The following is a 20,558-nucleotide window of genomic DNA, read 5'->3' as shown; positions in this document are numbered from 1 at the left end:
TGGAGTTGTTACACTCGCATGTGGTAGTAATAATATTTATTTTTATTTCTTTTCTTTAGGATATTTTCGAACTCTTAATTGAGTTTTATCCTCTACCCTCCACCACGGTTCGTTATCATAATAAATTTGATTCGCCCAGTATTCGCAATCTTCATGATAAATCACATCTATGCTACCTAACAAATCCTTACCTTCCCAAAACTGACTTATCCGTCCTATAGCCTCATCATCAGAAATTTGAAACTGATCTACCATAAGCTGTGCTATCATCAGGCTAAAGATTTCCAATTCTAAATTTGTCTTAAATTTAAAATTCCCTTTCATGACAATCACTCCTTATCTTACTTTAATAATATCTTGTGCCAACAAATCCCTTTACAATCTCATTCGCTAAATCCTGATTATGAATACTTGTTTGTTGACCAGTAAACCTATAGTTTTGCTTCGTTGTTACAGTTCTACGAGTAACTAATTTCCCGTTTACCTTCTCTTTTGATTCAGTAATAGGATTAGCTAAATACATCCCAGATACGTAATCATAATTATGACTACAACCACCCGATCTACAATCATTTATAAAATTTCCTAATTCCGAAACATTAGTAAGTTTCTTACCGTTGTAATCATCAAAAATATCTTTATCAACTATAAACGCCATTACTATACCTTCATCACCATATTTATTTATTGCAAAATCTTCAGCTTGTCCCGCTATAGTTGTTACATAAAATCCTTGTCCAAAGTCAGTATTCGTTCTTCCATATGTCACATCAACACCATCAAGTATGTCGTCCTCATAATTACTAGACGTTGCGTGATACAATACGATTTGATCATCCCTTTTTTTCTTCTTACCTACTACTCCTGTTGCTGCTGATATTGTTGCTGCAACTTTAAAACCTACTTTTAATGCATCAGCATATGTCTTAGCCACTGCTGGTGCAAATGTCCATGAAACACCACCACCACCACTACTTCCACCACCATGGATTACATGTTTATTACCAGATGGATCGGAATACAATAATGGGTTATTTATGACATAGGTATACAGATTTAAAGTTGAAGGATTTGTCAATTCCCCCTCATACGTATCCTCATTCATAAACCTTCCAACGCTTGGATCATACCAACGAGCACGAAGATACTGCAGATCCGTGGTTTCATCCCAAAATTCACCTGAATACCTAAAAGAATTTGGAATCGTTTCTGTTGATGAAATTGTATTCCCCCAACTATCATATTTATACTTATTTAATACGTCTCCCGACTCAGTTCGAATTCCTACTACATCGCCATGGCCATTATGCTGGTAGTAGCCTTTTTGGTCGTTTGCATTTTCTTGCATAACTAGACCATTCCCACGAAGATAACTTACTTTCTCTGTTACATTTCCATTAGATTGAACAATTCCTTCAGCGATAATATCCTGACCATCATAATAATACCGAGTAATTACGCTACCTTCTTGGCGCTCAACAAGTAAATTATCTCCATTGTAACGGTAATTTACGCTCGTACTATTGTTACCTTTTACTTTCTTAAGCCGGTCCCAATCATCATATTCATACGCATCATTTTTGGATAAACCTGCAATGTTTTGAGAAGAAAGAGTTAGTCGATTCCCACGTTGATCATAAGTGTAGGTTTCATTGAATAATGTTGAAGCGTTAATCCGATTCAATGAATCATACGTATACACGTTATCAGAATTTGTAACGCCATTATAGTTCTCTATTGTCCTTACAATATTCCTATTCAAATCGTAATAATATCCATACTGACTGTATGCACTAGTATCATTTTGTTTTAAATTGTATATGCTGGACAAATTTCCGTCAGTATAACTGTATAGTGTTTCTGCTCCGCCTGGTTGTTGTTGGGTGAGCATCTGTCCATTGGTATTATAAGTATAGCTAGCTTGCAACACACCATTCCATGACACATTCTCTAGTTGGCTTCTATTTGTAAAATTATAATTGACTGTATCTTCAAATGGCGTTATCATTTTATCTCTTTGACCATTTCCGTTGTACCCATAGCTAATGCTCTTTCCATCCGGATAAATTACTTCTTCAAGTTCTCCTGTATGGGGCTTGTACATATATTGTGTCATACCTGTTCCATCACTCATCGTAGCACGAGTACCATTTCTCTTATACGTAAAAGATATCGTTTCGCTTGGACTTTGTTTTGATAACAACATATTTCGGCTATTATACGTATAATGAAATACTTTACCCGATTTATCCACTTGCTTTGTCTTGTTACCATTTGCATCATAATACAAAAGTACCTGATTTAATTGGGGATCAATTGTTTTTATAAGCCTTCCTAACTCATCATATTCCTTCGACTGTTCATTACCATCTGCATACGTAAGCTTGATCAAATTGCCAACTTTGTCGTATTCATACCTTGTCGTTTCTTGCTTAGCATTGGTCACAGTGTTTAACTGCCCCAATAAATCATAACTCATCAAAGTCGTCTCATTATTAGCATCCGTTTTTCGTGTAATTTGACCGTTGAAGGGGTGGTAGGAATATTCTTCAATTTTATTAATCGGACTGCTTGGGTTAGACTGCTCTTCAAGAGTTTTTAGTTGACCGTAATTGTCATACGATTGGATTTGACTATACTGTAACGCATCGGTGCTAATTACTTTGCGTTGTATATCGTTATACATCATATGGTTGACAGAAGCATCCTCTGCAATTTTTTTAACCGGACGACTCCAATTGTCATATTGAACTTGTGATCGATTGCCAATAGCATCTTGAGTTTCAACCATTCGACCAAATTCATCATAGATCAATTTATTTCTTCTTATATAACCAGATTGATCAAAGCCTCCTTCCTCTTCCTTCATACCTAATCCATTAAAACGCGTTTGTATCTGATTTCCGACTTCATCTGTCAACGTTATTCTGTTTAAAATATCATCATAAACCACATTCACTGTTTCATTACTAGGATATTTAACTTGTTTGGTTCTACCTAGTTTATCGAATTGATATTCTGTACGATAATTCTTCCCATCAATGAATGCTGTTAGCTCTCCTGTAGATTTCTTATATTCTGAAGATGTCGATACCGTACTAGTTACACCCAATACATCCTTGACAGTTACGCTCTGTTTTGTTGGATAAGCCGACAGGTATGTATCGCTATATTCTGTAGTCTTTATCAAACTTTTTGCACCATTGGCAATTGACATTGAAGTAATGTTACCAAATACATCAAAACCATTGTAACTAACTTGTTGCAATATTTCACCAATAGCATCATTCTTTCTCACTGTGATTTTTGTAATATCTCCTTTAAGATTACGTTCAAATGTGGTCAATAGAAAAGTACCGGTCTCAACTGGAGCAAGCTCTGTCATTAACCATCTTTTCACAGGATCGTAGGTGTAATCTGACGTTTGACCTTTCAAATTTGTAGATGTAATTACATTTCCAAAATCATCAAATTGCTTGTTTGAAGTAAGAATATCAGTAGTTTTATTGTCGCTTGAAGTAGTACTCGTGGGAACATTAACAGGATATTGACGTGTTCCAACAAATTTAGAATATTCATAAGTTACTTTTTTTTCCATGCCTTCTGCTGTCACGGTTTGTTGATTGAGATAAACCTGCGTTGGAGTTTGGTCGTCGACATAATCTTTTTTATAGTGAGATGTTACATTGGTCAGACCATTATTCATTGTAGTAGAGAATGCATAATCCTGGCCATAAGCTTGTCCCACATCCGAATCGTTATATAACATTGTATGTCGATTATAAAATTTACTTGTTCCATTTTCATAAGGCTCTTCATCTACGCGCGAAGTAATTCGATAAGCTTCATTTGTAGACTCTGCTCCAATATATCGTTTTATTGGCATTGGTTCATACGTGTATTCAGTTTTCAACCCAGTCGGATGCTGAACTTTTGTAAGCAGCGCATAGGGGTTCGATTTAGCACGTTCTGGATATGCGGTCATCAGGTTGAATTTTGCATCTGATAAGGTATAAGAATAAGTGGTTTTTCTACCTTCAGCATCTGTAACAGCATTCAAAAGCTCAATATTTTCTTCTTTACTTTTTTTGTAAATGACAGTTTCAGTACCCTTACTTATAGTTACTTCAGAACTAGTGTAGGATATATCTATTGAATTACCAATAACATCCTTCACTTGACTAAGAAGCTTACGTCCATACGTATCATTGTGCTTATAAAAAAATTGAATCGTGTTTCCATGGGCATCTGCTATTTGAATAATACGTCCATCTTGATCGAAGTATTGCTTTTTTCTTTCATCTACTGAAGTCAATAAGTATTTTGAGTTTATTCCATTGACGCTGACAGTAGTATTAGTGGTGAAACTCACTCCCACCCAATCATAACCCTTTAATGTATTTCCTTCTACTTCGTAGCTCCCACCCTCACCTGTAAAAATGGTTTGTTTCCCATTCTCTAATTGAACATAAGGTAGTTTCCATGACCACCCTTTTCCAATAGGGTACAACTTTTCATTTAAAGGGGTTTCAGTAGTATTATAGTATGTCACTCCTGTTGTACCGGTCTGAAATGACAGTACTTGAGCTTGTGGATTACTAGATATATAAAAATTTTCTCCGTCTTTTTTTCCAATAAATTGATTTGGTGATGCATTAATTGAGTTTTTCATTAAAACAGCATTTCCATATTCCGCAAATAATTGCGTAACTAATGTCTCCTCCGTTCCTATTCCATCATAAGTTAATGGAACTGTCCACGGCGACCCACTTACTTCAAATACATTTCTCCATCTGCCACCCACGTAGTATTGCCAAGGACCATAGTTAGTAGAACTAGAATATGCAGGCATCGTTACGTCACCTCTATAGTTTTGGATATACTTACGTGAATCCTTTGCTGGTTTGGTTACTGTCCCTGAATAGTTAGCTTTCCATTGTTTTGTACACGGATATCCTACAGTTCCGTTAGTTGGACATGCTTTAATAACTTGAGAATTGGGTAGTTTCGTTAAAGTCCCTGTAAATCCATCATCGCTATAAAGCTTAGATGAAGGGCATGCTGCTGTACTAACTGTTTTTGTCCATATTCCTGCATTATTATATACACCTGCGATAGAGTATGAACAGGTGCTATCCTCATTCCTTGATTGAGAAGGAATATACTCGCCAGAATAAACATCGGCAATTCCAGTTTTATATAATGCACCATTGTATCCATTTCCACTATACATAATATATGAAGGGAAATTTGTGGTAGTATCCATTACTCTTGAACCCAATTGCACAATTGTATCTTCTGGAATCTGAAAACTAAAAGGTCTATCTACACCAGCTTGAGCAGTTGACTCACTCGGGTATGTTCCGCGCACTTTTTCGGCGGAATCCAAAATCATCGTATGATAATCTATACTTCCATTTGCCCCATGATCTTCTTGTATCCATCTATTTTCTTTATATTTAACCTCATACTTCCACAATATTTTTTTCTTTACCGCTTTGTATTGAACATAATACTCATAAACCCCAATGTTAGTATTATAGCCATATTTCATATCATAGAATTGAGAGGCACTTGAATCATATTGTCGGGTTAGTGAAAATCCTAAACCATTCCTTCCTGGAAGGGTCATATCCGTAATCTGAGCCGATAAACTTCCAGATAGATTTGAAATGTATTCATTATTTATGCCTACAGAATACGGTGCTTCATTCATTTTCGTTTTATCATAATTAGGTGCATTCTCCAGGAGTGGAGGTACTTCTATCCCATTTCTTTGTGTAAGCATTTGTTCATAATAAACATTCTCTGTAACTGACACTGACTGATACACCGAATCACTTACATTAGGTTCATATACAGCATCAGTTACTGATAATTCATTATTCTCTACAATAATCAAATCTTTAAAGGGCTCAGATACAAGATTATTGTATACACTTTCTATGACAGATAACGAATCATTTATAGGCTCGGAAACCAAAAAGTAAAGTGCTTGCTCAAACGTAGTTCCATCCAACTCAGCTTTATATAATGCAGCATTAATTTCGTTTAACGTATAACCAGCATCGATATACTGCTGTATAAATGCTTCTGTTACAGAAAAACGAGTCATAATCCTTTGTGTATCCATTTCCGCTGTCACTTCTGACTCTGCACTAACGTTTTGACGTTCATAAGGCGTAATGAATCCTATAAAAAAAGTAATAATGAGTATAATTGATATTATTCGTGTCGATTTATAAGTTCTCAAATAGTCCGCTCCCATTAATTCAATTTTAACAATTCGATTTCTACGGGTTGTTAATAATTGTTTTACCTTCTAGATTCCCATTTTGATCATAAAAATAGTTAATTCTTTTTCCATTATCCATGAGAATATAGTTCAACCGGTTATTAGCATCGTAGAAATATTGAATATTATTTTGAGGAACAGGTGGTATTTCCTCATAAACCATTTCAATTGTTGTAATATGATCCGTAGGTTCATCTAGGTCACTCTCATGATAAAACATAGCACCATAAATATCGATCGTTCCTACAAGTTGAAGAATTTCAGGTTGATAAAAAGTAATGCTATTAAAAAAGCCATCATAACTTGTTGTAGACCCTAGCCAAGCTACAGATCTGCCATCAGAACCTGGTTCGAGATGAGGACTACATCCGCGTCCATAATTACAACCAAAATCTCTGACCTCTTCACGCATAAAATAAACGTTCATAGGACGATCAAATGGATTCCAATCCCAATCTCCATTAGACGACTCATTCTGGAAAGTAATACTTTGAATTTTATCCGTACTTACATTTGGAAGGTCATGAAATAATTTATTACTTGAATACCCCTCTACTTCTGTGATAACTGAACCAATGGACAAAGGATATACTTGCTGTTCACTTTGGTTCACATTAAATACAAGATATGATTCAGTATCTTCAGTCGTTAAGTAATAGGAAAATTCATTTTCAATTTGACTGCCCTCTAAGGTTTCTTGTTTATTCATTTTGGGTAAAGCCATGAGAGTTTGTTCATTTTGATTAATTAATAGAATATTGTCGAACTGATCAACCTTTGCTCGTAAATTATGCATACCCAGTTTCAATTTCAACTGACTCGGGGTATTGGACGACTTCAAATTAATCTTCATCTCTAAAACATCATTATGCACGGTATATACCAAATCAGTGTCCTTCCAAAGATCAATAAAACTTACTTGGTTCAAATCCACAATTACCTTAGCTTCATTAGCACTCACAGGGATATAATCTATTGTGGAGTCTGCCATTGCTAGATTGATGGAATGTGAATCGTTATTAATAGTCACACAAAACCTATTCTCGTCCATGACTATTTGTGATTGTTCATCCAATTTAAACGAAGTATTAATGTCTTGCCATTTTCCGTCATTTATATAATGCTGAGATTCCACTGTTGAAACTAATTTATGGATATTTTCTGATACTTGGAAAGTTTTACTATGTTCTGTTCGCTCACTTAGGATTTCATTTGTTTGTGTTTCATCTTTATTTTGATCGCTTTGCGTTGTATTTCCATCAATTAGAGATCCATGCAAATTTCTAATACTTGTCAAACTCTCACTATCCACACTTAAATCTTGTTTGCAAGCTAATTTCGGTTCATAATTATCCAAAATTAATTTTTCAGTTTCATTTATTGACTGGTTTTTAGAAGCGAATTGATTTGTTTGACTTATGTAAATCTCTTTCTCAACGCTTCCATAAACAAATGAAGAATTTAAAAACAACACAACTAATAATAGACCATAAAGAATCCTTTTCTTTCCCACTATACTCCTCCTAAGAACTATACTTCACATCTAATTTCATGACCCTCCATATCATATGTAAATTATAATGACACGAAAAACAAAAATATATAGCAAATAAAGTCGTATTTTATGTTTTTATGTCGAAAAATGTCGTTAAACTTAGGTTTGTATAAAAAAACGAACATTAAGAGTTATGTATGTGTAATAATTTATCACAATATTATTTGTTTCTATTTGGTATACTCATGCTATCTTTACTTCGGCTTCTTATTTGGACTAAATTCATTTGTCAACATATTCTTAAAAATCTTAATAAAAAGCTGGGAAGCACAATTTCCCTCTCATTTCTTAGACTCGTATATATTTTATGGACAAATAAAAAGAGACTATAGGTTACATGCACCTTAGTCTCTTATCCCCTTATTTATTTGATTGTTGTAGTAATCCTCTTCCAGACTCTTCAAGTTTTTTTCGGCCTGCTGCCATATATCCGGCAGTTGCGCGTCAACCTTTTGATTAGCACCCGCTAAGCGGTCTTGTAACGACTCACTCGGCTTCTTCTCCAAACGAAATCGCCTCCCTTATGAAATGATTCCTAATTAAACGATACCACAAAACCAAGCGGTACTCATAGCAAATGATCTTTACTGCCGATCACCCATGTACTCCTCTTTTGCTTCTTCAATATGCTGCAGCGTGATCGCTGTTCCTCTCAAAATCGACTTGCGCTTTGCCTTCATATAGACCTGCTCTATCTCAGCAAAGCTGCAAGCTGCAAACACACCTGCAATATCATCAATCAGCTGATTTTTTTCATATTGATTAAATAACTTTTGTGTATAAATCCTTCGCTCGGCGTCGGTTGGCGCTTCGTACTTCATCTTGGTATCGAACCTGCGCCAAACTGCCGTATCGAGTTCACGATCCAAATTGGTAGCGGCCAATAGTATACTTTCAGCTTGAAACTCATCCAGGCATTGTAACAGGGTATTCACTACCCGTGACATTTCTTGTATATCCCTACTCCCCGCACGATTTCGTGCAATTGCATCAAACTCGTCCAGAAAGAACACACAAGGCGTCCGCATGGCGTACTCAAATATTTTTCGGAGATTGCCTGCCGTCTCTCCTAAGTAGCTTCCAATGATCGTATCCAGACGAACCAGAATAAGCGGTATCCCCAGCTTATAAGCGATATGATAGCCCGTTATGGTTTTACCCGAACCTGGAGGACCGTACATCAAAATCTTATTGGGCATCGTTACCCCTTGTTCCTTAAAAACCGCTTTGAGCTCATAAATCTCAAGCACTTCATCAATAATATTTCGATTGATTTCACTAAGGACAAGCTTATCTGATTTAGCCTTGCAAGCTTCAGCCGAATGCATCACTGCCATGTCTATCTCTCTACTCTTTGGTAATTTCGAAGCATTCATTTCATGTCCGCCTTTCCTTTACTTACGTTTTTCGATTGGTTCCGCTCATTGGTTCCCGCTATTGGTTCCCGTCATTGGTTCCCATGTAGAAAAAGCTAAAAACCTATACAGAATCGGTACTCTCGGCTTTTCTCATACCCGTAAAACAAGTGGGAACCAATAGCGGGAACCAATGAGCAAGCTGTTTAGTTATTTTCAAGAAACGCCTGCATCTGCTCTTCTGACCAGGCTAATGTATAACCGGCTCTTGAATTTTCTGGTGGATTTAAAAATCCTTCGTCTACAAGTTGCTGCATGTACTCCAGCACTTTTTCTTTCCGGATAGAAAAGACTTCGCGCAATTCTGAGCTTTTCGCAGAACGGTATTCACAAATATATCGTTTCATTTTTTGGAGCGTCTCCGCTTGCTCAAGCTCATGCTGCGCTTGATCATCCAAAATTAACGGTCTCATCTTTCTAACCGGATCGATTGGACCAATAATTCCGCTACTGAGCATCCGCTCAACGTGCTTGGTTGCTGCTGCGTAACTAATTTTCAGTTTCCGCTGAACAACCTCCATAGAAAATCCGCCATGCGCCAGCACAACAGCAAGCACCTGATCGTACTCGCTTAAGGAGCTATCCGAAGGATGATCATGCTCCTCGGTTTCTTCATGTTCGGTGTCAGAAGAGTCCTCTTTCTGATCTTCTTTTTCCCATGGTGGATCCTGATCCTCTGAAGCTGCACTTGGCTTGTCTTCCTCCGCTTGCGATGGCCAATCATGCTCTTTGCTCGTGTCTGTGGACCAATAATCTTTCAACGCTCCAATCAGATCTGTCGCTTCGATATCATCAGCGCTTGTTGCAGCGGATTGAAAGCGCTGAAGGGAAGCTCCCTGCAGCATACATATGCCATCCCCAAAACCTAATAACGGTGGAGCTCCTCGATCCAAGACCGTTCGGTAATCCACCGCGCTTTGCAGCTGGAAGGCCACTCGCGAGGGCAGGTTGGCTTTAATGACACCTGTCACCACATTCACACTAGGTCGCTGCGTTCCTAAAACCAAATGGATACCAGCTGCACGAGCCATTTGCGTAATGCGTTGTACCCCGTCCTCCACCTCATCACCGGACACTAACATCAGATCCGCATACTCATCAATAATGACGACGATGTAAGGCAGCATGTCATGCTTGTTCTTCACATTGTATGCTTTTATGTTACGTACGTCTGATTGCGCAAATTTCTCATAGCGCTGCTCCATCTCGACAATGACCTTGTTTAAAGCAAGCATGGCTTTGCGCATATCGGACACTGGTGCTCCAAGTAAATGTGGCAACCCTCGATAGATGGTAAACTCCACCTGTTTCGGATCGATCAGCAGAAATTTAACTTGTTTCGGTGATCGCGTCAGAATAAGCGAATTGATCATGGTATTAATAAAAACAGATTTCCCTGAGCCCGTTGCACCGGCTACGAGCAAATGTGGCGTACGAGCTAAATCAAATATCATCGGTTTACCGAGAATATCAGAACCAAAAATGACAGGCAAAGCCGCTGTGTCTGCGAATGCCTGCAGTTCCTCCGCCATATCTCGCATGTATACAAAAGCGCGGTCTGCTTGTGGAACCACAAAAGCAGCCGCGCTTCGGAATTTAGGAGCCGAGGTCACGTCAAACCCCCTATGATGACCAATATGATTGGCAATATCATCTTTCTTACTGATCAGCTTAGAGAGCTGTACTTTCGGAGGCAGTTGAAAGGAAATCGTTTGAAGCGTTGGTCCACTCTCCACCGATAGAATATCAATTTCACCTTCAAGCGGAATACCAGCCAGCTGCAGCGCATCGGAGATCAACTGACCGGCTCCTTCCACTTGTAGATTGGACGTGGAGTGCGGCTTTGGATTGACAGGCAACAGACTATAAGGAGCGCTTAGTTGTCCCTTGATGACAGGGCCAGAAGGAGCGCTCACTACAGGCGTTGTGGAAACGGGATAAACCCCTACAGCTTGGGCTTCTAGCTGCTCTTTCGAAGCGCTCACTGCCATCATGATTGGTCGCTCTTGTTGCCGCCATTCACGGAATCGATTCATCCACTTTAGACGATTCCGCCACACGTACTGCAGCGCTGCAGGCAGCAAGACAAACACACCAAACAACAAGGCCACATAGCGGATCAGCTGCAGGGCAAATTGCGATATCACATCCGGTACATCTAAAAATTGTAGTCCAATACATACCGCAACGGTAATGCCGCATATCCGCGTCAGATACTGCGCAAAGCTTTCTTTTTCGCCAGACTTCCCTTTCCCACCACCCTCCATCTCGTTACCCTTCTCCTTTCATCATCGTTTTGATAAATGAGCGCAGCTGCTCACCCGATTTGTAGGCATTCTCTTTTACCAGCGGCCACCACTCTGAAGCTTCATGACTCGCAAAATCAAAAACATCATTTAGATTTTTCACAATCATAAAAATTAAAAATAGGCCGAGCACCGTCCAGAGCCATTTTGGGATGACAAAATTAGTGCCTTGTCGGTGTAGAAACCACAGGACTAGGCCAATGATCAGCACGATGGTATATATGATCAATCACTCCTTTAAATTGAGCAGCACTTGATAAAATTTGGATACCCCGATCCACCAGCCATTGTGCTCAGCATAATAGCCTCTCGGATTATCCTTTGCGCTTAGCCATTCAATCGCATTCCGATTAATCGGTCGGTCTTGCGAGAGCTTCACAATGGTTTTAGCAGCGATCAAAGCCGATTGCTCTGTGCTCAGCGTTGCTCCTTTACCACTGCACCAGCAGCCAAACACATTCCATGGGTTTTTTACGATCAGATCCGCATGTTTTTTAGTGATCGGTACAAAGGATTGTTCTTGGCCGGTAATCGCAAGTAAGAGCATGGGATCAACGTTTTGCGCCTTCCCTGCCTGATCGATTGCAGCCAAAATGGACCGATCAGCAAGCGCTGATTTTTTGCTCACGAGATAGCGATTAGCGAGCAGAAGATTGAGCGGCCGATAGGAGATTTCGTTCGATACTTGGATGATCGGCTGCACATAATCAAGCGGATTCACTCGCTTATTATTTACGCGCACCTCAAAGTGCAAATGGGGTCCTGTGGATCGCCCCACTTTACCTGCGCCAATCCGCCCGATTCGTTGCCCTTTGTTGACAATGCTGCCTGGCTTTACGTCCATCCGTGTATCCAAGTGACCATAAATGCTCACGAGCCCCCCGCCATGATCGATGTAAATCGCTTGTCCGTACGTGCTCAGTGTACCGGCAATCGTTACGGTTCCTGCAGCAATCGCATAGATCGGCTGCAGCTCGGTATTCGTTGCACCGTCTGCAATATCAATGCCACCATGCGCCTCTGCGCCATCACCAATATTGCGGATTCCAAAATAGGATGTAATTCTCGTAATCGATGGGACAGGCCATTGATAGTTACTGCCGTCTGCATCCAGCTGCACCGGACCCCATGAGCTGCTAACTGCGCCGGTATGATTCAAACTCCCCTCCTCGGCAAATAAGAGAAAGGGGAGCATGGTGAGCAATACAACGAATGCGATCAGTACGGCAATGATAATGAGGACCACATAAGCCGGTGACCCTAGCAGAACAATGAACTTGTACGCAGCTCGTGCCTTTTTGACGGTCTCTACCGTTTTGACGATGGATCCTTGCATAGCACCACCTACCCTGCTTGCTTGAGACCGCGCGTTTTATACAGAGCGCTCTCTTCTGGCGGTACGACCATGACCAGCTCATCGTATTTTTTGTGATACTCTAAGATGTATTTGTTCGTATCTTCATTCTGCGAAATGATTTCTTGAATCTCCATCGGTACATTGGAATGCTCGGCAAGCTTACGAATGGCCGATTGCTCCATATAGAAGTAAATACGAACGCTCGTGTTTTCCCACATGCCCTCACCTTCTGCCGTATCGAGCATAATGGCAGGTGTATTAGAGCCTAGAATCATCATGCCGTTCCATTTTCGAATCGCGGTATACCACGAGAAGATTTCTCGTCTCATCTCCGGATTCTTGGTTTGCCTTTGCCCTTCATCCACCAGTACCGCTGAGAAATGAGCGCCTTCAAACTTCAGCCACTGAATATTGGAGTTGACAACGTCAATCGCCATCGACATTTTAAGCTGTGATTGTTTAGCCAGTTCATCCTTATCGTCGCTATCGGTTTGCCCATTGCCGACTTTAATGACCGTAAGCTTCGTTTTTTGGAAGGTAATCGACTCTTCGATTTGAAAAATGCCATCGTAAATGCCAATAAAATAGATTTTTATGGCATCATATAAGCTTTCAGCATCCTTATTTCCGCGCTTTGCTTCCTCGGCAATCTCCTTAAAAGCCAGATGGATGGTAGGACGTTCCCCCGTATAGGGAGCATCCCATGTTTCTGGCTTTTCTTTTACAATACCGGCATGCTCAAATACTCGTTTAATCGCTTCACCTGCCTCAAAAAGCTCCGCCTTTTTCAAACCATCCGCAAGCAGCGAGAACGTACGAACGCCATTATCGATGGCTTTACCTCTTCGTCCACGATTAAAGTTCACACAGTCTGCATCGAGTTCAGGAAGCGCAGGCATGATAGTCAACGGCTCATAATAACGACCTTGATCGGATGTATGATCGATATACACGCCATCTACATACTCACAGAGATCGCGCCACTCGCCATCTAGATCGAAAACAAAAACATGGATCCCTTCTTCTAGCAGCGAAACGACCAAAGCTTTTAAGAAATAAGATTTACCTTGTCCGGTCTTTCCGAACACCGTTATATTTTGAGCTCGTGGATCATTGGGATCGCAAATATTGATAAACGTAAACGAACCATCTTCTGTCCGCCGCCCAAAATAGGGACCTTGTCCATCGCTGGATCCGCCTCGCGTCATCGGATACGTTCGCGCAGCTGCCGTGTCTGTCGTGACATGGCCATAATGCTTTTTATTAAAAAATTCACTATTTGACGTATAGGGATCAAAAACAGGACTGGTCTGCCGCAGCGCCTCGAGCTGTTCGTATTCCAGGTTATCGAGCTTGCCATCGAGTTCGTCAAACCATAATTTCAGCTTCACTTCCACCGCATGCAGCTGATGGCGTTTCGGTGCAGTAATCGTTAGATAGGTAAACACATCTAGTAACTTTCGATTGTCCTGCTGCTTCGCATCTCGCAGCGATAAAATCGTTTCTTTGGCCTGTACCTCTGCTTTACGCGCTGGATCATCTTCCTGCTGCTTGGCTATGGAAACCGTCAATCGGTTCAGTTTGTTCTTCAAGGACATATTCCACGTCACATCACTGGCTGCATACCGAATGGTTTTTCGCAAGGTTGCGCCTTCTTTTTGTACCAGCTCGTCCAGCTTATCCAGGTATCCGGTGAGCAGCACAGGTGGATAGCCTTTAATCATTAAAACGCGAACAAAGTGGCCGCTCTTATCGTCTTTCCCGTTTAGGACATTGACTACGGTTTCGGATTTGTCCTTCTTCCAGTTCTTAACTAGCTGCTTTGTTGCTGCTATCATGTGCGGATTCCTCCTCTGCCTGAATAAAATGGGAAACGACTTTCGGATCTAATACAAAAGGTCGGCCCTGAAATAACCACCGGCTCGCCTCTGGAAAATACGGAAAGGTTAGCGCTGCACGTAAGCCCCACTTTTCATGGATCACGGAAGCCATATGACCGGTCATCGCATCCTCGCATTGGTTAAGCCAAACACTGCCCTCCCAGCTTGCTGCAGCTTGTTCCCACTGCAACCAGTGATGATAATCCGCATCCACGATGGCAACGGCATGACCCATTGCCAGAAGCTGCACACGCGCAGGATGGGCATAGGGTAAATCCACCAAGACAGGACCCTTACTCGCCAGCTTGCGCAGCATGCGAATCGTTTCCTCTACATCCGGACGCTCTTCGGCACTTGGCATCCATAACGTAAGACCAGGCGCGTTGCGTGACGTCCAGGCTTCCCAGCAAGGCTCATTGCTCGTAATCCGCAGTGGATTGAGATACGTATGCGTCCCACGATCCGGAGATAAATCCACGACCGATATCGTCACTTGCTCACCGCTATGCGCAACCGCCATATTAGCCGTTAGAAATGATTTCCCCGTTGACGTAGGCGAGGTGAAAAATAAAATCCCCATTAGCGTAGGTTTCGGAGGCAGCTCCTCGTCAAGCGTTTCATTCGCTTGGCTGACATTCGTCAGCTGCTGGCTTTCATCCGTGACATCCACGCGCTGCTTCCTCCGTTTAAGGCGCTGCAGGAGGCGATAACACGTACGGGCTACCCAGCCTAGCCCTAAACCAACCTTCCGACCAGAGGCAATGAGAAAGGCTATTATAGCCGCTAACATACGTCTGCGCGGCAACGCTACCGTTTCTTCTCCCTCTGCTGTTTCTTCCGTGGTTTCATCCGCTAGAGCTACCGTTTTTTCTTCTGTCGTGGTTTTTCGCTTTTCTAGCGAATCGAGAATCGGATTATCCGTTTCTTGCTCCCAATCACCCTGCGCGGCCATCCAGCGATCCCAGCTGATCGGATCCCACCAGCGCCCAATGAGCTCAGGAACACTAAATCCGGAGAGGATCGTAACTTCGTGTCCAGAAGCCGTTAGAGGATCAAGCACACGTTGCAGCTTTTCCCGCAGTTCCGTCACCATGCGATAGCGCTGGCGTTCTTCTTTGAGCATGTCGTCTGACTCATCATCACGCTCCCGCGAGTCAATCTGATATTCCATGACGGATAATCGCAGCACGTATACGCTACGTTTGGCCTCTCCGCTCTCGGCCATGTTTCGCCACATCGTAATCCGGTTATGCTTGAGCTCCGCCATCCCTTCGGAGCCTGCGGGCTTATCCGCTTTCGCCGCCCATAGTTCATGCTGATAATCTGCGACTTGCTCAGCAGATAGTGAGGCTTCAAACCCTTCACTCGCACATGCCCGCAAAAACTGCTCATAGCCATTAATACGTTGTTTCTTTTGATTGAAAATGGCGGTATGCCAAGGATGTGCCTGTATGGAAATGACCAAATGCAGCCTCTTTCCACTGCGATAAAACCATCCGTCACTCTCCGCACCGAGCAGTTGCTCGGCTTCTTCGCCTAAACCTGTCGCTTTCTGCCGCATGTACCGAAAACGGCGGCGGCGGCGATACGACCATGAAAACAATCGGCCAAGAATGGAGAACATAAAGATGAGAAAGAGTCCAGGTATCTTGATCCAAAATGGCAAGGGCAATAAAAAAAGGAATCCGCCCCCAAAGAGCGTATTCCCTATGATCCAAGCAATATCGGTAAAGGTGAGACCTAAATACTGAATATCTTCACGTATATCCCCCATGAAATAAGCGCTTAATAACTCATTTTCCTTCTCCTGCTGACTTCGCTCCTCTGTCATCTGTTTTTCCTCCTTTCTTTTTATTTCTGCCTTCGTGCTTACTGAGCATATCCGTCTGCAGCTGCTCAAAGCTGCCCATATCCATTCCGTTTAATGGCTGGTGCCCATGATCCACCGGCATGCCATCCATAATAACCATGATCTTGCCTGACATGGTTCGCCAGAACGGTACTTTTGTTTCCCGATAGTGTTTATGGACTTCCTCTAAACGTTTCGCTTGCGTTTCACGGACCATGATGTAATTGTCCTTCACGTTTGCTTCCATACCTGCAAGCAGCTCCTCGTCCCTTTGCGACTTCATATGCCGGTCTAGATCCGCTAAATAGTTTGATCCTCTTGGCAAATCAAAGCGCACATAAGAGACGCTTTCGTTACGCATGTTTTGCAGCAGCGGTACAATCTCTGGCATATCCATCTCCGGAATCCATAACTGCCCATCCACGAGCTTTAATTGCTTCACCCACGGATATTGTTTCTCTTTTGTACTGAGCTGATTGTACGCAGCAATGGCATCATTACCGCTTAGATTCGTTTTGGTGTAGACCGGTAATTGTTCCTGCAGGGCATTCAACGTCTCCTGGCTCTCCTGCGACCGTGTAAACCGCCGAATATCTTGCTTTTCAGCATCCACAAAAACGCCATTCTTGGTGTAGCCATGACTGACCTTTGATTTTATGTTTGATTCCTGCAGCTCCTGCAGCACCGGTTTAACGTTTTTCGCTACGAGCAGCTCGCCCGTTCTCGCGTTATAGGTTACACTCTCCCCATACGATTCGGTCAATCGATCCACCATTTTCACCATGTCCGCTCGATTTTCTTGATCGATCATCATAACAGCTCCAGCTTCAAAGCCTTCTGGCTTCAGCTGATGTTCGAGCTCATGGGCCGGAAGGTCAAGCATTTGCAATCCTTGATGCGTCACAACTTGGCCCGATTCTCGCATGACCACATGACCTGTTCTCGTTTCCCACACAGCAGGCGCTTCATACTTCACACCTTGCAGCGCTTCTGTTCCCCCGCCAGAGATGAGGGACTTCATTAAAGCCTTTTGGACGTTTCGCTCTTGCATACGCCTGCCGACTTCAGCCACACGGTTCGTCGATTGTGACCAACTCAACCCTTTCCGTTGCAAGGCTTCATTACCAAAGCGTTTCCCCATCGCATTGAGTGCCATCGAGGAGCGACTCCCAAGGGTGCCTAGCGCTTCAATGGCTTGACCACCATTGAGATGCACAGGCATCTTAGCTGCTCGCCATGCCGGACGCAGCCAGATAAAGAATAAGAGAACAAACAACCCACAAGCGGTAATCGGTGCTGCAATTGCAGGGTGTATCCCAAGCTCGGCCATAAAGCCCATATCTGCTCCGTAGTCCGTTTGCGCTTTAACAAAAACCGCCCAATACACGCCCATGATGTAGCCTGCAAATAACGTGCGTGTATAGATGTTGAGGAATCCGACGAGGGTTTCCAATTTCCCTGAATAGGCCGTGTACGCAATCCAAAGCCCTGCAAATATCGCCATGACAATGACAATCATGCTCTTAATCATGGATAGGAAAAAGGAAGGGACAATAATGCCCATGACATCAAAAATGAGGACAAATATGCCGCCTTCCGTCTCGGCCATGAGTTGTCCAAGGGACATGCCTGCGTAGGCTGGATTCGAAACACTATCGATTCCAATCACCAATGACTTTAAAATCTCTTCGCCGGTTAGATTTTGATAGGTAATGTCGGACGTCCCAATAATGCCGGCAAGTGATGATTGGGTCAGCCAGTTCAACCCGACATTAATAAAGTTCATCACCGTTAAGCTAAGACCAGCAGCGATGAAACTAAAAAAGAAGACCTTGAGTAGTTGCCCCATCTCCTTTTTACCCTTGATGATTTGAATGGATAGCATGCCAATGCCTACGAGCAGCGCCATCAGGCTTATGAGGGAAACAATCGACCAACCAATAAACACGGCTTTAATTTCCGCAATATGCGGCGTAAATAAATAACTCTTTGCAAAGGTGCCATAGAGGGGTGCCAGAAATTCATCTGTCCACCCGATCACAACACCATCCACAGCATCTTTAATGAGTTTGCCGCTCATGAGATCCCCGAACGTCTGGGTAATATCGCGTAATTGTCCGCCCAGATCGTTAACCCAATCCGGAATAAACCACTTGCTGTCATCCTCTTTTGGCGCTTCTACTGAAGCAGCTAAATAGGCGTAGGATAAGTCCTGTGTCACATTGTCCACCCCGATTTCCGCAATACATTAAAAATCCCCTCGATGATCGCAAAGAGCCCCGAAGTCATAAAAAGCATAATAATGGCTAGTGCTACACTCATTCGCTTCCAAAAATGCGAGTTTTTCAAATCGGTCTTACCAAGCTTTACTTGCCATAAAAATAAAATGATCTTGTACACCCAATACACGAAGGCAGCGGTTGATAAGAGTGTGGCAAAGGTGCCCGCGATTACGAGCACCCATTCCAGCACCCCCAACTGGCTAACATCTATGGCATACATTTTTTTCATCTTCTCTAAGTAGCCTTTAGACGTTTCAGCGGTTAAATGCTCCATTATGGTGTGGTAGACGTGATATCTTGATTGCTCGTCCAGGTATATACTTGCTCCAAGAAGTCAAGGAATAGGCCAGAGAAGAAAAAGAAGATAATGAGAAACACAACACCGGCTTCAATCCAAAACTTTTTATCATTCAAGCTGGCTTTTGCGCGTTTGACTCGTATACCAAAACGGATAATGTCATAAAGGCTGTAGATGAGTAGGAAAATGATCATAAACGAGATGGGAATCATAATGAGATAAAACATGAAACCTAGTCCATCAAGAATTTTCCAATCAAACTTGAAATACTTCTTAATTTTGGTGATGGGATTATCATCTGCCGCATAAGCCATTACAGGTAACATCCAGATCATCAGCATAGCCACTAGCGAAACGAGCCATTTTTTCATTTTCATGGTTAAAAACACCCTTCGTTTGTAGGATTTTTATAGGACTTGTTGTGATTCCCCTCGAAAATAACCCTCATTCCCCGTTTTTTTATAGGAGTTTTATAGGAATAAGGCTGATAATCGATCTATTTTCCAAGATACCGGTACAACGAGTAGAATCCAGCATAATATGCTCACGCCCCAGCACAGCTTGGCTAGCATCCGCTCCCCTATGCCGCCATTATCAAAGAGGCGAAACGCAAGGTGGACTCTTTTGCTAAATAACGAGCTGATCCCCTCACGGCCAAACAGGTCACCAACCAAATGAGCCCACCAGCCTACGATCAGACCCATGCTGATGGCTTGCACCATCCATAGCTCACTTTGCTGCGCATACGCATACGCGCCAACACTTAATGCTAGTGCAAACTCTGGCGTATGAATAATCCCCCGATGCTTCACCATAGGCAATAAAAGCAGTGCCCCTCCTGCAAGCGCTGTGAACCAGTGCCAATCATAGATTGCGTATGCCGCCAGTAATAAGGCTCCTACGCCTAGCAAGACCAAACTGCGTAGCTTAGCTAGTAAAAAGCTCATCGCGCCTGCAGCGGCCCATAGCGGCGCACTCCTCACCCATCCTTCATCTACTTCGATTCCAAGTCTAGGCAGCCCCCATAGCGCAGCTGCAAGGAGAAGGAGTAGCGACCCAAGTGACTGTGCGAAGCGTCGATTTTTGGTGGAGAGCTGGATGAGGTTGCTGGCTGTACTCGTCTTATGGTCCAGGTCTGGTGCCAAGCTCCCCACCGCTACCGCTAAGATGTAGACGACAGATGAGGTGATAGCTCCGCTTGGCCAAAAGGAAAGCAGTACGGATCCGGCAGCCACACCTAATGCGACATGTCCTGCTTTGTTCAATGTATTCACCCCCTCTCTCTGTTTTTTCGCATAAAAAAAACGACTCACCCTGTTTA

General features: G+C 42.5%; 14 protein-coding genes. All 14 read right to left on the bottom strand.

Translation table 11 applies throughout. The features are described 5' to 3' along the window. Positions 1-42 precede the first annotated feature (42 nt). The 14 genes from FGT79_RS14705 to FGT79_RS14645 all read right to left on the bottom strand — a co-directional run bounded on the left by FGT79_RS14705 (position 43) and on the right by FGT79_RS14645 (position 20,502). On the bottom strand, positions 43-324 hold the full coding sequence (locus FGT79_RS14705; protein WP_138753541.1) for a hypothetical protein: 282 nt from the start codon (positions 322-324) through the stop codon (positions 43-45). Between the two features lie 22 nt (positions 325-346). Then, on the bottom strand, positions 347-6,253 hold the full coding sequence (locus FGT79_RS14700) for an RHS repeat-associated core domain-containing protein (RefSeq protein ID WP_171056245.1): 5,907 nt from the start codon (positions 6,251-6,253) through the stop codon (positions 347-349). A gap of 40 nt (positions 6,254-6,293) precedes the next feature. Beyond that, a complete protein-coding gene (locus FGT79_RS14695; protein ID WP_138753539.1) occupies positions 6,294-7,808 on the bottom strand; it encodes a hypothetical protein in 1,515 nt (504 codons plus the stop codon). A gap of 386 nt (positions 7,809-8,194) precedes the next feature. Further along, positions 8,195-8,356 (bottom strand): hypothetical protein, encoded by a 162-nt coding sequence (locus FGT79_RS31195; RefSeq protein WP_171056244.1) that lies wholly within the window; start codon positions 8,354-8,356, stop codon positions 8,195-8,197. 78 nt (positions 8,357-8,434) lie between these two features. Further along, positions 8,435-9,226, bottom strand: coding sequence for an AAA family ATPase (locus tag FGT79_RS14690; RefSeq protein WP_138753538.1), 792 nt, complete (start codon positions 9,224-9,226; stop codon positions 8,435-8,437). Between the two features lie 185 nt (positions 9,227-9,411). Then, on the bottom strand, positions 9,412-11,532 hold the full coding sequence (locus tag FGT79_RS14685; protein ID WP_138753537.1) for an FtsK/SpoIIIE domain-containing protein: 2,121 nt from the start codon (positions 11,530-11,532) through the stop codon (positions 9,412-9,414). Positions 11,533-11,536: 4 nt separating this feature from the next. Next, on the bottom strand, positions 11,537-11,800 hold the full coding sequence (locus tag FGT79_RS14680) for a hypothetical protein (RefSeq protein WP_138753536.1): 264 nt from the start codon (positions 11,798-11,800) through the stop codon (positions 11,537-11,539). Next, positions 11,801-12,907 (bottom strand): M23 family metallopeptidase, encoded by a 1,107-nt coding sequence (locus tag FGT79_RS14675; protein WP_138753535.1) that lies wholly within the window; start codon positions 12,905-12,907, stop codon positions 11,801-11,803. An 8-nt stretch (positions 12,908-12,915) separates the two neighbouring features. Beyond that, a complete protein-coding gene (locus FGT79_RS14670; RefSeq protein WP_138753534.1) occupies positions 12,916-14,766 on the bottom strand; it encodes a helicase HerA domain-containing protein in 1,851 nt (616 codons plus the stop codon). Beyond that, positions 14,738-16,639, bottom strand: a complete 1,902-nt coding sequence (locus FGT79_RS14665) for a hypothetical protein (protein WP_138753533.1) — start codon at positions 16,637-16,639, stop codon at positions 14,738-14,740. Before FGT79_RS14665 ends, FGT79_RS14670 begins: the two co-directional genes overlap by 29 nt. Further along, positions 16,602-18,878, bottom strand: a complete 2,277-nt coding sequence (locus FGT79_RS14660; protein ID WP_138753532.1) for an MFS transporter — start codon at positions 18,876-18,878, stop codon at positions 16,602-16,604. Before FGT79_RS14660 ends, FGT79_RS14665 begins: the two co-directional genes overlap by 38 nt. Continuing rightward, positions 18,875-19,159: a hypothetical protein gene (locus FGT79_RS14655; protein ID WP_138753531.1), complete on the bottom strand. Its 285-nt coding sequence runs from the start codon at positions 19,157-19,159 to the stop codon at positions 18,875-18,877. Before FGT79_RS14655 ends, FGT79_RS14660 begins: the two co-directional genes overlap by 4 nt. A 53-nt stretch (positions 19,160-19,212) precedes the next feature. After that, on the bottom strand, positions 19,213-19,614 hold the full coding sequence (locus tag FGT79_RS14650; protein WP_138753530.1) for a hypothetical protein: 402 nt from the start codon (positions 19,612-19,614) through the stop codon (positions 19,213-19,215). Between the two features lie 93 nt (positions 19,615-19,707). Continuing rightward, positions 19,708-20,502, bottom strand: a complete 795-nt coding sequence (locus FGT79_RS14645) for a metal-dependent hydrolase (protein WP_171056243.1) — start codon at positions 20,500-20,502, stop codon at positions 19,708-19,710. Between the last annotated feature and the right edge of the window lie 56 nt (positions 20,503-20,558).

This window comes from Paenibacillus sinopodophylli, from assembly GCF_005930355.1.
GTDB lineage: Bacteria > Bacillota > Bacilli > Paenibacillales > Paenibacillaceae > Pristimantibacillus > Pristimantibacillus sinopodophylli.
Note: the sequence above shows the minus strand (reverse complement) of the source record. Positions and strands in the feature narration are given on the sequence as shown.

Coding starts and splice junctions, on each gene's coding strand:
- FGT79_RS14705 (WP_138753541.1), bottom strand. CDS start 324: ATGAAAGGGAATTTTAAATTTAAGACAAATTTAGAATTGGAAATCTTT.
- FGT79_RS14690 (WP_138753538.1), bottom strand. CDS start 9,226: ATGAATGCTTCGAAATTACCAAAGAGTAGAGAGATAGACATGGCAGTG.
- FGT79_RS14685 (WP_138753537.1), bottom strand. CDS start 11,532: ATGGAGGGTGGTGGGAAAGGGAAGTCTGGCGAAAAAGAAAGCTTTGCG.
- FGT79_RS14675 (WP_138753535.1), bottom strand. CDS start 12,907: ATGCAAGGATCCATCGTCAAAACGGTAGAGACCGTCAAAAAGGCACGA.
- FGT79_RS14670 (WP_138753534.1), bottom strand. CDS start 14,766: ATGATAGCAGCAACAAAGCAGCTAGTTAAGAACTGGAAGAAGGACAAA.
- FGT79_RS14665 (WP_138753533.1), bottom strand. CDS start 16,639: ATGACAGAGGAGCGAAGTCAGCAGGAGAAGGAAAATGAGTTATTAAGC.
- FGT79_RS14655 (WP_138753531.1), bottom strand. CDS start 19,159: ATGTATGCCATAGATGTTAGCCAGTTGGGGGTGCTGGAATGGGTGCTC.
- FGT79_RS14650 (WP_138753530.1), bottom strand. CDS start 19,614: ATGAAAATGAAAAAATGGCTCGTTTCGCTAGTGGCTATGCTGATGATC.